The 13,558-nt window shown below is 61.7% G+C and carries 12 protein-coding genes; 8 read left to right on the top strand and 4 right to left on the bottom strand.

Annotation, left to right across the window (positions count from 1 at the left end):
* Nucleotides 1-86: 86 nt before the first annotated feature.
* Complete coding sequence (locus CFE428DRAFT_RS40425; RefSeq protein WP_006979904.1) at nucleotides 87-2,753, bottom strand: autotransporter family protein; 2,667 nt, start codon at nucleotides 2,751-2,753, stop codon at nucleotides 87-89.
* A 359-nt stretch (nucleotides 2,754-3,112) separates the two neighbouring features.
* Here CFE428DRAFT_RS40425 and CFE428DRAFT_RS12480 point away from each other — a divergent pair, with 359 nt between their 5' ends.
* The 4 genes from CFE428DRAFT_RS12480 to CFE428DRAFT_RS12465 all read left to right on the top strand — a co-directional run bounded on the left by CFE428DRAFT_RS12480 (nucleotide 3,113) and on the right by CFE428DRAFT_RS12465 (nucleotide 6,978).
* Nucleotides 3,113-3,958 carry a class I SAM-dependent methyltransferase gene (locus CFE428DRAFT_RS12480; RefSeq protein ID WP_157447492.1) on the top strand — a complete coding sequence of 282 codons (846 nt, stop codon included), beginning with the start codon at nucleotides 3,113-3,115 and terminating at the stop codon, nucleotides 3,956-3,958.
* Nucleotides 3,955-5,319 carry a phenylacetate--CoA ligase family protein gene (locus tag CFE428DRAFT_RS12475; protein ID WP_006979902.1) on the top strand — a complete coding sequence of 455 codons (1,365 nt, stop codon included), beginning with the start codon at nucleotides 3,955-3,957 and terminating at the stop codon, nucleotides 5,317-5,319. Before CFE428DRAFT_RS12480 ends, CFE428DRAFT_RS12475 begins: the two co-directional genes overlap by 4 nt.
* Nucleotides 5,320-5,530: 211 nt before the next feature.
* Entirely contained in the window at nucleotides 5,531-6,571 is a 1,041-nt protein-coding gene (locus tag CFE428DRAFT_RS12470; protein ID WP_006979901.1) for a TlpA family protein disulfide reductase, read from the top strand.
* A 176-nt stretch (nucleotides 6,572-6,747) separates the two neighbouring features.
* A complete protein-coding gene (locus tag CFE428DRAFT_RS12465) occupies nucleotides 6,748-6,978 on the top strand; it encodes a hypothetical protein (RefSeq protein WP_006979900.1) in 231 nt (76 codons plus the stop codon).
* A 3-nt stretch (nucleotides 6,979-6,981) separates the two neighbouring features.
* Here CFE428DRAFT_RS12465 and nagA read toward each other — a convergent pair whose 3' ends face one another.
* Complete coding sequence (gene nagA / locus CFE428DRAFT_RS12460) at nucleotides 6,982-8,142, bottom strand: N-acetylglucosamine-6-phosphate deacetylase (RefSeq protein WP_006979899.1); 1,161 nt, start codon at nucleotides 8,140-8,142, stop codon at nucleotides 6,982-6,984.
* 81 nt (nucleotides 8,143-8,223) lie between these two features.
* Here nagA and CFE428DRAFT_RS12455 point away from each other — a divergent pair, with 81 nt between their 5' ends.
* The 3 genes from CFE428DRAFT_RS12455 to CFE428DRAFT_RS12445 all read left to right on the top strand — a co-directional run bounded on the left by CFE428DRAFT_RS12455 (nucleotide 8,224) and on the right by CFE428DRAFT_RS12445 (nucleotide 11,189).
* Nucleotides 8,224-8,622, top strand: coding sequence for a peptide chain release factor family protein (locus CFE428DRAFT_RS12455; protein ID WP_006979898.1), 399 nt, complete (start codon nucleotides 8,224-8,226; stop codon nucleotides 8,620-8,622).
* Between the two features lie 178 nt (nucleotides 8,623-8,800).
* A complete protein-coding gene (locus CFE428DRAFT_RS12450) occupies nucleotides 8,801-10,228 on the top strand; it encodes a hypothetical protein (protein WP_006979897.1) in 1,428 nt (475 codons plus the stop codon).
* A 166-nt stretch (nucleotides 10,229-10,394) separates the two neighbouring features.
* On the top strand, nucleotides 10,395-11,189 hold the full coding sequence (locus CFE428DRAFT_RS12445; protein ID WP_006979896.1) for an alpha/beta hydrolase: 795 nt from the start codon (nucleotides 10,395-10,397) through the stop codon (nucleotides 11,187-11,189).
* 235 nt (nucleotides 11,190-11,424) lie between these two features.
* Here CFE428DRAFT_RS12445 and CFE428DRAFT_RS41035 read toward each other — a convergent pair whose 3' ends face one another.
* Nucleotides 11,425-11,703, bottom strand: a complete 279-nt coding sequence (locus CFE428DRAFT_RS41035; RefSeq protein ID WP_420196881.1) for an SEC-C metal-binding domain-containing protein — start codon at nucleotides 11,701-11,703, stop codon at nucleotides 11,425-11,427.
* Nucleotides 11,704-11,940: 237 nt separating this feature from the next.
* Between CFE428DRAFT_RS41035 and CFE428DRAFT_RS12435 the strand changes: the two genes are divergently transcribed.
* Nucleotides 11,941-12,468: a peroxiredoxin gene (locus CFE428DRAFT_RS12435; protein WP_006979894.1), complete on the top strand. Its 528-nt coding sequence runs from the start codon at nucleotides 11,941-11,943 to the stop codon at nucleotides 12,466-12,468.
* A 56-nt stretch (nucleotides 12,469-12,524) separates the two neighbouring features.
* Here CFE428DRAFT_RS12435 and CFE428DRAFT_RS12430 read toward each other — a convergent pair whose 3' ends face one another.
* On the bottom strand, nucleotides 12,525-13,502 hold the full coding sequence (locus CFE428DRAFT_RS12430) for an MBL fold metallo-hydrolase (RefSeq protein WP_006979893.1): 978 nt from the start codon (nucleotides 13,500-13,502) through the stop codon (nucleotides 12,525-12,527).
* Nucleotides 13,503-13,558: the final 56 nt, after the last annotated feature.

The raw sequence follows: 13,558 nt of genomic DNA, 5'->3' as shown, positions 1-13,558 counted from the left end.
CATCCCGAGCGAAGCACAGGATGACGGGTGTCTTGCGATCTGCCGGCGGTCGGTTGCCCGAGGCCGGTTCGCGTCAGGGTAAAAACTTAGAACGCCACGCGGACACCGCCGGTGACGGCGTGCGAGTCGTAGCGGGTGCGGCCGAGCTCGCCATCGTAGTAGAAGTAGGTCGAGCAACGTTCGCTGAGCTGAATGGCGAAGCCTGCTCCGAGCAGGAAGCTATCGCGACCGATACGCGGGCCCCAGACGGTGAAGTTGCCGGCGTTGCCGTCGGCGAAGCTCGAGTTGAGCGCGTAAGTCGAATCGCCGTATTCGTGCTGCCAGGCGGCACGCAACTCCGGCTTGATCAACAGCCCGCCCACGTGCCAGTCGTAGCTGGCCTTCATGCCGAAAGCCGTGCGAATCGATTCCTGGGACTGCGACCCGATTGCCAACGGCGCGAGCGAGCCGGATTCGGTAAAGCTACCCACCCCGACATACGTGTAGTTGAAGCTCGCCGTCGGACCGAAGGTAAAGTTGCCCCGCTTGAAGTCATAACCCGTGCCAAAGAGCACGTTCAGGTCGCCGCCATCGGTATCACCGCGAGCCGTGCCGTTGAGACCCGCACGACGCGTATCGTAGCTGCTGTAGCCGCCCACGACCGCGACATCCGCATAGAATCCCGGATCCACCTCGACCGGCGCCGCGGGCGCTTCCTTCGAGGAATCCTTCGACAGCCCCGTGGGAGCCGGCGCGGCAGGTTGCCGGTTCTGGAACCAGGTCGCATAGAGACCCAGCTTGCCGCCATTGACGAATACGCGACCGCCATCGGCAGCATCGACGCCGGTGCCGACATAGCCGGCCATCACACCAACCGCAATATTCGGCGTGACCTTGTAGTCGAGGCCCAAAGTGAAGCCACCGGTCGCGATATCGTAGCCCTTGGCGTTGGCATCGTCGCTCACGCCCACCCATTGGCCGGTGCCGGTGAGGAATGCGCCCCAGCGATTCTCGGCGGGTATCACCTGCTGCACTTCCTTGCTACCCTTGCCGTCATCGCCATTCGGGCCAGCCACACCACTGCGGATCTGGATCGGGCCATTGTAGTTGACGTTGAAGCCATTCAACGCCAGGCCGCCTGCGCTGAAGCCGCCGGTCCCGGAATGCAGATTGTCAAAGTGCTCCAACAGGTTCAGCGACTGCACGCTGTCGAAGGACGTCCCAATCGCGAAGATCGAGGTGAATTCCTCGGCCGCGAGTTTGTCGAAGTCGCCGGGCAGATTGCCAACCGGCTGCGTCGCGAGGAAATTGATCAACTTGTGGCCCCCGCCGTGGTCCACCAAATCGTCGAGCGCATTGGCGACCGACTGCTGGTTCGGCGTCAGGCCGCTCAGGCCCGTGAAGGGCGCCACGAAACTCTTCAGCGTCACTTCATTGCTGCCGTAGATGGCCTTGAAGCGCAGGAGCGTGTTCGTTTCCGTGATGACGTCGCCAAACGTGCCGCCTACTCCACCTGCAGCGGTCAAGAATTCGAACTTCTGACCGACCTTGAGTTTCGGCGGATCGGTTGGAACAACGAAAAGCATGCCGCCCAGGCTGGCCGTGCCGCCGACGACGAGACGATCGTACACCGAGCGCGAAGCTACCTGGATGAGCAAGCCGCCATTCGAGTTTTGCGTGTAATTGCCGTTGATCGTCAAGGTGCCGGGCGAATTGCCTGGGCTGACGAGACCGCTATTGATCACCGAACCGCCAATGATACCGTGGCCGCCGAGCAGGCCACCGGGATTGACATAGGTAAACGGGCTCGCAATCGAGCCATCCACAATTAGGGCGCCCCCATTGATGATCGTGTTGCCGGTATAAGTATTGATGCCGGTCAGCGTGAGCGTGCCGGTGCCGATTTTGGTGAAGGAGCCACCGGTGCCAGACAATGAAAACACCGGAGCGGGCGGACCAAAAATGGAGCCTTCACCACCGTCCTGAATGCTGCCGGAGAAAACCGTGTCTCGGTTATTGCTACCCACGGTCAGGTTGTTGGAACCCAAGAAAACGATTCCGTTGCCTTCCAACGAGCCGATTGTCACGCTGCCGGGATTGTGCTCGCTGATGTCAAGGAAACCATTCCCATAGAGTTTCACTGCGGCCTGTCCGCCTTGGGAATCCCCTTGGAAGAAGACACCGCCGCCCGTGGTCGGAGCGGGGGAGAAAAAGAAGGTCGGTGCCGGTCCGCCCATCGCAATGATGGTGGCTGCCCCGGCAGACGAACTGTCCTGGAAAATCAGCCGGCCGCCGATCCCTTCTCCGCCGTCCGCTGCCCCCATCACGGTGAAGGTGGTTTTCGACCCAGCCGTGGCGGAGTTCCAGAACTCGAGGTCCGCATTTGAACCGATGATGAAGTTCTGCGTCTTGCCGGAGTTATTGAGGATGCCGTCACCTGCGATGGCGAAGCCGGCGTTGTTGACGTTAAACGTAAAGGAGTCGCCATTCGGGTTGAACACCATGCTGCCGACCTCCGTAAACGAGAACGTCGGAAGCGTGATATTGGTGATCGTCGAGTTGTTGAAGATCGTTGTCGTGCTCGGGGAACTCGCCGGAGCGCCTGGACTCCAATTGGCTGAATTCGTCCAATTTCCATCGGCCGGATTCGACAACCAGGTCGCGGTCGTGGCTGCCGGCACTACGGCATGCGTAACAACACTTCCCAGCAACAGTGCGGCAATGGAACCGACCAAGGGCTGAATGACTTTGCGAACGCGGGTCTTATCGGTCATAGTAAGTTTAGCGGTAAGGGATAAAAGGAGGCGAGAGTGTTGAGCGCCCCCGCGCGGAAAAGGCAATCACTTTATGCCCCGAGGCGCATCTCAGGTATGCCGCTACGGACCTGTAGGTAATACCACGATCACTCCCTGCTCCGTTGTCGCGCAGAGCATATCTTGGAGGATCTTCGGAAGGATATCCCCGGGATTTTAGAGCGACATTGCACGGTTTACAGAAATCGTTACCGCCTCGGTTTCGCTACCCCCCCGAGATTCAGATATCAGTTGCGACACCCACGCGGCCTGTCGCAGGAAAACAATGTTTCTTTCCGCTCGCCTCCGAAAGAAATTCGCTTCTAGCTTCCTGCGTATCCGTGAATCAACCTCTCCCTGCCTCTGCCCGTGAACCATGGTCTGCCCATGCGGGGGGCTGGAGCCAGCTTGGCTCTCCACTCCGGCCCTGCCCGGAGGACTTGCAACGCTTTCATCAAGCCTGGACGGACTCCCTGCCCGCCGGCCTCCCCCAGCGCCGGATTGACATCCTCTCCCTTGGCGTCACCCCGGAAATCGCCCTGCATCCTTGGGCTTCGGAAACGCACATCACCGCCATCGATGCCAGCGAGGAAATGATCCGCCAAGTCTGGCCCGGCGACAGCGCGGAGCGTCGGGTCGTCCACGGCGACTGGCTGGCGATGCCTTTTGCCGATGCTTCGTTTGATCTCATCCTCAACGACGCGGGTCTCCTGCTGATGGCCGGGGCGGAAAAGCTGCGCGCCGCGGCGAATGAATTGCGCCGCGTGCTCCGTCCGACCGGCCGCGTAATCCTGCGCCATTTCGCGCGGCCTTCCTCACCGGAGCCGCTGGACGCGCTCGTCCGGGCGGTCGCCGACGGAAAGCTGCGGAACTTCCACGAACTCAAACTGCGGCTCCTCATGGTGCTCGAAACCGAAAAGCCCGGAGCCGGCATCCGTCTCGCCGATGTTTACGATTGCTTCAACCTGCTTTTCGCGGATCGCGCCGTGCTCGCCAGCCGCCTCGGCTGTGATCCACGCACGGTCGCCACGATCGATCGTTATCGAGGACAGGACGCCCGCTACACTTTCCATTCCCTGGCCGAAATGGCGATGGCCTTCCACGCTTTCACACTCAACCTCGGCCCCGATGGCCATTATCCCGCGGCCGAACGTTGTCCGGTCCTGGCGTTCACCCCGAAATCATGAGCAGCGATTGGTTTGACCGTCTCGGCCGGAACCCGCATCTGCTGCCGCCCCAGGCACGTGCGAATCGAGGCAGCGTCGCGATCTCGAAGCTGCTGGCCGATCGCCGCGTGAGCGAGCGCATGCCCACGGCGGAACTGGCCCGCCAGCAAGGCTCCGCGCTGCTGGACCTGGCGCGGCATTGTGCCGCTGCTTCACCACACTTTGCCAGCCGCCTCGCCACGGCCGGACTCACGCCCGAGGCGCTGGCCGCACCGGACGGCCTGGCGAAGCTGCCGCCGCTCACCCGGCAGGCCTTGGTGAACGCCGGCGAAAGCCTCTTTTGCCACGCCTACCCGCGAGCCCACGGCGGCATCTCCACGACCTCAACCTCTGGCTCCACGGGCGAGCCGGTGACCGTGAAGCGGACGGAACTCTGCACCTTGCAATGGATGGTCTATACTCTGCGCGAGCACCTCTGGCACGACCGTGATTTTTCCGGCCGCCTGGCGACCCTGCGAGCCAACATCAGCGAGGCTGCGGAAAGCGCCGATTGGGGACAGCCCTGCACCTTCCTCTTCCGCACCGGGGCGTGGTCCGGCCGGCCGGCTTCTCTGTCCGTGGAAGAGCTCTGCCGCTGGCTGGGGGAATTCGATCCCGACTATTTGCTCATCCTGCCGAGCACACTCGCGGGCATCGTCGCCGAACTCGAGCGCACCGGTCGACGACTGCCCCGGTTGCGTGGCGTCCGTACCCTCAGCGAAACGGTCTCGGTGCGCTTGCGGGAAGACGTCCGGCGCGTGCTCGGCGTGGGCGTCGATGATGTCTACACCTCACAAGAGTTCGGCGTGATGGCCACGCAATGTCCCGAACACGGCACCTATCACGTCTCGGAGAGCATCCTGCTCGAAGTCGTGGATGCCGAGGGACGCGCCTGCCGGCCCGGTGAGATCGGCCGCGTCCTCGTCACCGATCTGGTGAATTACGCCACGCCGCTCATCCGCTATGAAATCGGCGACTATGCCGAAGTCGGTACACCGTGTGCGTGCGGGCGGGGGCTGCCCACAATTCGTCGCTTCCTCGGGCGCGAGCGCAATCTCGTGCTGCTTCCCGATGGCACGCGGCATTGGCCGGTCGTGGGTTTTCACCGCTGGGGCGAGGTGCACACCATCCGGCAATTCCAATTCATCCAGCTCGATCGCCAGACCATCCTCGCCAAATTGTCCGCGCCCGCGCGCCCGTCTGCGGAACAGGAAGCACAGCTCACCAGGATCATCCAGGAAGAGCTCCAGCACCCCTTCGAGATTCGCTATGCATGGCAGGAGGAGCCACTGCCCCGCGGGCCCGGGGGGAAGTTCGAGGAGTTCCTCTGCCGGGCGGAGTGACCGCTATTCACGAAAAATGCGGCTCCGTGAATTTCTTAATCTTAAATCTTAATCTTATTCTTAATCTCCGCGGCTGAGGATTAAGAGTAAGAGTAAGAGTAAGATCCCCGGCCTCATCGCGTCACTTCATCTTGCACACCCGCGACACCGAATAGAGATTGCCGCGATGACCGTCTCGTGAAATGAAGCGGTTCCTTCCCACCCACCGCTCATGAAACGTTTCTCCCACCTTCTTGCCGGCTTGGTCGTCGCCAGCCTCAGCCTTGGCGCCCTGGCGGGCACCGCCGAAGAGGACTGGCAGGCCGTGATCGCTCTGGATGCCGGTCCCCACGAACAGCCCGATTCACCCAAGGCCGTGGGCTCGATGGTCGTTGCGCATCTCGTCAGACAGGAACGGGCGCTGCGGACATTCCTGACCGCACATCCGCAGGACGCTCACGCGTTCGAGGCCGAAATCCGTCTATCGCGGGCGTTGCAGATTCGCGGGGATTTTGAAGCCTCGGAAAAGCTGCGCATGGAATCGCAGCGGATTCTCGACTCCCTCGAAAAAACGGTGACGCCCGAGCAACGGCCCGAACTGGAATTTGCGAAGATCGCCCGCACGATGCGCATCCTCAAACGCTCGGACACGACCCAGCGCGACGACCTGCTCAAGGCGGCGCGCGCCTTCACCGAAGCGTATCCCACCGACCACCGCGACGCCGCCTTGCTCGCCGAAGTGGCGGGTCTTTACGACACGCAACCGAAGCTCAAGGAGTCGCTTCTGGAGGACGCGCAGGCCATGGCCAAGGATCCCGATCTCAAGGCGCGCATCGCGGATGACCTCACCCGGGTGCATCTGTTCGGGCAGGGAGTTCCGCTCAAATTCACCTCAGTGCAGGGACAGGAGATCGACGTGGCGAGCTTCGCCGGAAAGCCGGTGTTCATCATCTTCTTCGCCCAGAACTCGGTACCCTCGATAATGGCGCTGACCAAGCTGCAACAGGAAGTCGCGACTCTGCCGCAAGGCAGCATTCACGTGCTCGGCGTGAGCCTCGATCGCAACCGGGAGACGACTGTCGAGACCCTCAAGTCGCACGGCCTCAGCTGGCCCACGGCGTGGGACGGCAAGGGCTGGGAAGGCTCGATGGTGCGCGGCTTCGGCATCAATGCCCTGCCCACGGTGTGGCTGCTGGATGGTCACGGGAAATTACGTTCGCTCAGTGCGCTGGAAGGCGCGGCTAGCATGGCGCGGCAACTCATGCGGGAATAGCGAGCCAGAGCAGGCGCTCGAAGCAAAACTGGAGGGAAGCGCGCCGACGCTTCCGCGGGCACGCGCGTTCCCGGCACCGATAGCGCGGTGCCCTCCAGTTCCGATTGGAAAGCGACCCCTTAATTTCCTTCCCGTCCGGCCAAAACACGGCGTTCGCGCGATTCCATACATGAGTTATGAAACCAGCGACCATCGTTGGCATCCTTCTGATCATCATCGGGGTCATCGCCCTCGCCTATGGTGGTCTCAACTTCACCACGCATGAACAGAAACGCGTGGTCGATCTCGGTCCACTGAAGGTGGATGCCAATGTGGAGAAAGAACACTCGATTCCACTCCCGCCAGTCCTCGGCGTGATCGCGCTGGCCGGCGGCATCGTGCTCGTCTACGCGGGGACGAAGAAGTAGGCCCTACAACACATCGCGCCCGGCGACGATGGTGTGCGTGACCTGGAAATCGTCCGTGAAGCTCACCAGATCAGCGTCGGCGCCGACTTGCAGCACGCCCTTGCGCGCTTCCATCCGCAAGGCACGAGCGGGATTGAGCGTCGCCATGCGCACCGCTTCGACGAGCGAGACGTTCACCATCTGCACCATGTTGCGCACGAGATCGATCATCCCCGCGGTGCTGCTGGCCAGCGTCTGCCCATCGGCCAGCACACTGACGCCACCGCGCACCACGCAATCGATATCGCCGAGCTGGAATGTCTCCCCTTCCGCCAGACCGGCGCCCGCGGCCGCATCCGTGACGAGCACGATTCCATCCGGCCCCTTGGCGAGGTAAAGCATGCGCATCAGCGTGGGTGACACGTGATGCCCATCGGCAATGAGTTCGCATAAAATCTCCGGCTCGCTGAGCACGTATTCCAGCAAACCCGCCACGCGATAAGGCCCGCGGCGACGCGCCGTGGACATGCAATTGAAGGTGTGCGTCGCGTGCCGCATGCCGTGGGCAAACGCCGCCGCCGCGTCCTCATCCCAGGCATCGCTGTGACCGCCGCTGGGAATGACGCCGCGCCCGGCCAGTTCCTCGAAAAGCTCCAGTGCACCGGGCAACTCGGGCGCCACCGTCATCTGCGTGATCAAACCATCGAACGCCAGCCATTGCTCCCATTCCGCGCGTTGCGGATTCCGGATGAGGTCGAGCCGATGCGCGCCCGGTTTTTCCTTCGAGAAATACGGCCCCTCGATGTGAATGCCGAGCACCTGGGCGCCATGGCCAGCGGGTTGCCGCCGATACTCCTGCGCCGCGCGCAACACATTGAGAATGGCTTCGTTCGTCGCCGTCACCGTCGTCAGCGCCAGCGCGGTCGTCCCGCCGCGCGCGTGATGCCGGCAGATCGCCGCAAAGGCCTCCGCGCTTGCTTCCATCGTGTCGCGGCGCTGGGCGCCGTGGATGTGGATATCGATAAATCCCGGGGCGAGAAATTGTCCGCCGAGATCGAGGACCGGCTCATTCGCCACCGGCGCCAACGGCTGATCCGAGATCGCCGCAATCTTTCCCTCCGCTACACGCAGGTGCCCGCGAGCGAGACGTTCGGGAAAGAGGAGACGGGCATTGGTCAGGAGCATGATGAAAGTGTTAAGCTTTAAGTTTTAAGAGCTTCGCAGCGAGCCTCTGCCACTTAAAACTTAAAACTTAAAACTTTTCCGATGTCCTCTCCGTCCGATTTCCACACCCAGAGAGCCGCGCGTCTCGCCCGGCTCAAGCTCGAGCTGGCGGACTTCGAGGAGAAGTTCTCCCGCAGTTCCGGCCCTGGCGGGCAGCATGTAAACAAAGTCTCCACCGCGGTAATGCTGCGCCACGTGCCGAGCGGCGCCGCCGTGACCGTGCAAGACACCCGCTCACAATCGATGAACCGCCAGCTCGCCTGGACGCGCCTGCTCGACGCGATCGAGGAGCAGCGCCGCGCCGAACGCGCCGCGCGCCGGTCGGAAATCGAAAAGAAACGCCGGCAGAATTCCAAACGCCCCCGCGGCGTAAAAGAGCGCATCCTCGAAGGCAAAAAACGCCGGGCGCAGATCAAGAAAAACCGTGCGAAGGATTGGTAAAAGGCAAAGTGCCCCATGCACCGCGTCCGGTTATTCGAACGGTTCTTAAGCCGGCCTCGCTTGCCCGGTTTGCTTCCAGTCAGCGTTGGTTTGCAGCGCGCGCTCACTTTCCACTTTAACGATTTCGTCGCACATCCGCACTGGCCCCCCACGAACGCCTTGGCTTAGTGTCTCTGCCATGACGACACCGAATTCGGGCGAAGCCCTGGACACGCACGCCAAGGCGCTCAAGATCAATCTCGACAATCGCTTTTACGGGACGCTCGCGGAAATCGGCGCGGGACAGGAAGTGGTCCGTTGGTTCTTCCGCGTGGGCGGCGCTGCCGGCACCATCGCCAAGAGCATTTCCGCCTACGACATGCAGGTGAGCGACGCGATCTACGGCGACACCGAACGCTACGTCTCGCGTCCGCGGTTGCAGTCGATGCTCGATCACGAGTTTCAGCTCAATATCGACCGCCTTTCCGACAGCCGTGGCGACACCACTTCGTTCTTCGCTTTCGCCGATACCGTCGTCGCGCGCAGCTACAAGGGCGGCAACGAGTGCCACGGCTGGATGGGGGTGAAGTTCCAGGCGCACCCGCGCGATGAACCTTCGCAGATCATCGTTCACGTGCGCATGCTCGATGCCGAAGCTTCGCTCCAGCAGGAAGCGCTCGGCATCATCGGCGTGAACCTGCTCTACGGCGCCTTCTTCCTCCATCACGAACCGGAGCGGCTCATGGAAAGCCTGCTCGACAAGCTGACCACCGGCCGCATCGAGATCGACCTCATTGATTTCAAGGGCATCGAGTTCCGCTACGTCGACAACCGCATCATGGCGATGAAGCTCGTGCAACTCGGCCTGAGCGGCGCGGCGATGTTCGGGCCGGATGGCGCGGTCATTCAGCCCTCCGACACCCTGCACAAGAAAGCGGTGCTCGTGGAGCGCGGCAGCTTCCGTCCGGTGACGCACGTGAACCTCGACATGTACAACGCGGCGCTGGCGAAATTTTCCGCCGATCCGTCGGTGGCGGGCAAACCGGTGCTGTCGCTCATGGAAATCACCATGCGCAATCTGCTCGCCGGCGGGCAGGAAGTGGACCGCCGCGATTTCCTCGCGCGCGCCGATCTGCTCGCAGCCTGCGGCTTCCATGTGCTCATCTCCGATTACTTCGAATACTACCGCCTCGCCGCCTATCTCGCGTGGCGGACCAAGGAGCGCATCGGCATCGTCATGGGCGCGGCGAGTCTCATCGAACTCTTCGATGAGAAATATTACACCGCGCTGCCTGGCGGCATTTTGGAAAACTTCGGCCGGCTCTTCAAAAACGACCTCAAGGTTTTCGTCTACCCGCTGCGGGAGCATCAGACCGATGAGATGACCACGGTCGATAACCTGCAGGTCGCGCCCGAACTGCGCAAACTCCACGGCTACCTCACCGAACGCGGCAGTTTCATCCAGCTCGACAATTACAACCCCGACTACCTCCACATCTTCTCGCGCGACGTCCTCAAGCGCATCGCCGCGCAGGATGAATCCTGGGAAGCGATGGTCCCGAAACAAGTCGCGGACATCATCAAGAAGCGCGGGTTCTTCGGCTACTCAAAGCACCGGGCGGACTGAGCGGACGGTTGAGAGTTGAGGGTTGATAGTTGAGAGCCGCGCTATCGACTTCGGCACGGGAGTCCCAAATGGTCACACCTTTGGGGGTGGCGTCCGCCCTGCTCTACCTCTCACGCAGTCCGAACGGCGGCTCTCAACTATCAACTCTCAACCATCAACTTCCCCATTGTCCTTCCTCGATTTTCATTTCTTCTCCGAGTCCCTCGCGCTCACTTGCTCCGCGCATGTCATTCTCCCGCAGGCGACCACGCGGCAGATCGGCATGACGAGCGGCAAGCAGCGCGAGCGGTATCCCACGCTGTATCTGCTGCACGGGCTTTCCGATGATCACACGATCTGGACGCGGCGGACCTCCATCGAGCGTTATGCCTCGGAGCGGAATATCGCCGTGGTCATGCCGGCAGTGGCGCGCAGCTTTTACCAGGACATGGCCAGCGGGCCAAAATACTGGACGTTTCTCAGCGAGGAATTGCCCGCACTCTGCCAGCACTACTTTCCGCTGAGTGATGCGCGGGAGGATACCTTTGCCGCCGGACTTTCGATGGGTGGCTATGGCGCGTTGCGCCTGGGGTTGGCGCGCCCGGAAAAATTCGCCGCGGTCGCCAGCTTGAGCGGGGCACTCGATCTCGCGCGCCGCCTCCGCGAAGTGGACAAACCCTTCGCCCGCATCGATCGCAAGGAATGGACCGGCATCATCGGCCCGGACTTGAAAGCGCCGGCAGATTCAAACCTCTGGCTGCTCGCCTCCAAAGTCGGAGCATCTCCGGAACCACGGCCCGCCATCTATCTCTCCTGCGGCACCGAGGACGAATTGCTCTCCGAGTCGCGCACCTTCCGGCAGCACCTCGATACTCTCGGCTTGCCGCTCACCTACAGCGAGGGGCCGGGCGCCCACGAATGGGGCTATTGGGACGCCCAGATTCAGCGCGTGCTCGAGTGGCTGCCGCTGCGGCAGTCCTAGCTAAGCATTACCCACATCTTTTTGTCGGTTTAGGGACAGCGGGAATTCGGCTGCGGCTCACCGGGAGGGGCGACTTTCTAGAAAAGGCCCTGCGTCGCGGAGCGACGCCCCAAAAGATGGCGCTCCGCGCGTTCGTTCCAGTCGGCGACCCCGCCATGGCGGGGTCGCCGCTCCCAAGGCGCTATCTGTATCGACGTCCAAACACCGAGCAAAGATGTGGGTAATGCTTAGCGTCCTAGAGCGGATCGACATTCAAGGCCGAGGCTTCGGCTTCCAGCCTTTTAGGACGAAAGAGGATAGCCCAGCACGTCAGTGTTGAGATGAATGCCAGGGAGCACGAAAGTCCCGCCAGGTATTTCGACGCGGAAATCTCTCCCGTCTTTTGACACTTATTCGCGGAAAAAAGTAATCCCGCTCGACGCCGTCGAGTTGGCCGTCGCGCATGCAACAGTTCTTGAAACCGGCGAGTCGAACCGCACGGGCAGGGGTCGTTACGACCGAGTTTCTCCCGCAGTTCCTTGTCGCCATGGACGACGCGGAAGCCGCGTTTGACCTGCGTTTCGGATGGGAACCCTTTACGGCGCTTGCTGGTGCGCTCGAAAAAAGGGGACGTCTTGATCTGAATGAGTAGCCATAGGTCCTCCTTGGTTGAGTGGGCTGATCTTTACCGGAGCGTTACTTGCAAGGTCACGCACATTTGACCATTTTCTTGCTCAACATTCCCCGTCCTCGGGGGTTCACACCATACATCATGAAACTCCGCACCCTCCTCGCCACCCTTGTTTCCTCCGTGGGCCTCGCGGTCCTCGCACACGCCGCCCCTCTCGCCGTCGGCGCCGCCGCTCCCGAAATCAGCGCCGTCGACCAGGACGGCAAGACCGTCAACTTCAAGGACGTCTACGCCAAAGGCCCGACGCTCGTTTATTTCTACCCGAAAGCCGACACGCCGGGCTGCACCAAGCAGGGTTGCTCGATCCGCGATTCCTGGGCGGACCTAAAGAAGGCCGGCATCCAGGTGATCGGCGTGAGCGAGGACAAGGTCGAAGCGCAAAAAGCCTTCGCCAACAAATACAACCTGCCCCACACCCTCATCGCCGATAACGACGGCAAAGTCGCCGCCGCCTTCGGTACCGACTTCATCCCGAACAAGCCGCTCACCCAGCGCCAATCCTTCCTCATCAAGGACGGCAAGGTCGCCTGGACGATGCTGAAGGGCACGACCACCGAGACCCACGCCAAGGACGTGATGACCGCCTACGAGGCCCTCTCGAAGAAATAAGCGAATTCTGCTCCACTCAGCGCGCGCTTCCGGAAACGGGGCGCGCGCTTTTTGCTTTAAAACACCATCGGCTGCCCTTCGGTCATCACCGAAATCCGATCGGCGACGCCGTGTTCCTGGGCGCAGGCCAGCAGGCGTTCGGGCGGCTCGTGGAGGGGTTCGTAGCTGAGGCGGAAGGTGCCGTAGTGCATGGGCACCATGCGTTGCGCGCCGAGGTCGAGGAAGGCGCGGACGGCTTCCTCGGGATTCATGTGCACGTCGCGGCCGGTGGGCGGGTCGTAGGCGCCAATAGGCAGCAGGGCGATATCGATCTTATGCCGCTGGCCGATTTCCTTGAAGCCCTCGAAATACGCAGTGTCGCCGCAGTGAAAGATGGAGCGGCCGCCGACCTCGATGATGAATCCTCCAAACCCGCGATGCGAATCGTGCAACATGCGCGCGCCCCAATGATGGCAGGGCGTGAGGGTAATCTTCAGCGGGCCTTGATGGTAATCCTCCCAGTAGTGCAATTCGTGGACGCTCTTGAAGCCGAGATCGTGCACAAGATTGCCCACCTCGAAAGGCACGACGATCGGCTGATCGGCAGCGACCTTGCGTAGCGACCGGCGATCGAGGTGATCAAAATGGGCGTGAGTCACCAGCACGAGATCGATAGCCGGCAGATCATGCAACTGCAGGCCCGGCTGCTTCATCCGCTTGAAGACCTTCAGCCACTTCGCCCAGTTCGGATCGACGAGCAGATTGTGCCTGGCCGTCTGGACGAGGAAGGAGGCGTGGCCGATCCACGTCAGGCCGATTTCACGATCGCCCAACTCGGGAAAATTGGGAACAGCGTGCTCGCCCGAGCGTGGTTCGAACAGCGAGGGGATCAATACCTGCGTAAGGAAGTTGCGCTTCTGCCAGCCCTTCTTGGGCTTGAGCCCCACCTTCTTCGCGGCTGCGCCATTGGCACCATGGTGGGTGCCATTGGCTTTTGCTGATTTCTTGATTTCCGCTTTGGGTTTGCGAAAGGGATTCGCCACGACAGAAAACATTAATCGAGTCATCGCAGGACGCAAAGGTTTCATGCGCTTGCAAAGCCGATGGCGTG

Origin of the sequence: Chthoniobacter flavus Ellin428, from assembly GCF_000173075.1 — a bacterium.
Classification (GTDB): Bacteria; Verrucomicrobiota; Verrucomicrobiia; order Chthoniobacterales; family Chthoniobacteraceae; genus Chthoniobacter; species Chthoniobacter flavus.
Note: the sequence above shows the minus strand (reverse complement) of the source record. Positions and strands in the feature narration are given on the sequence as shown.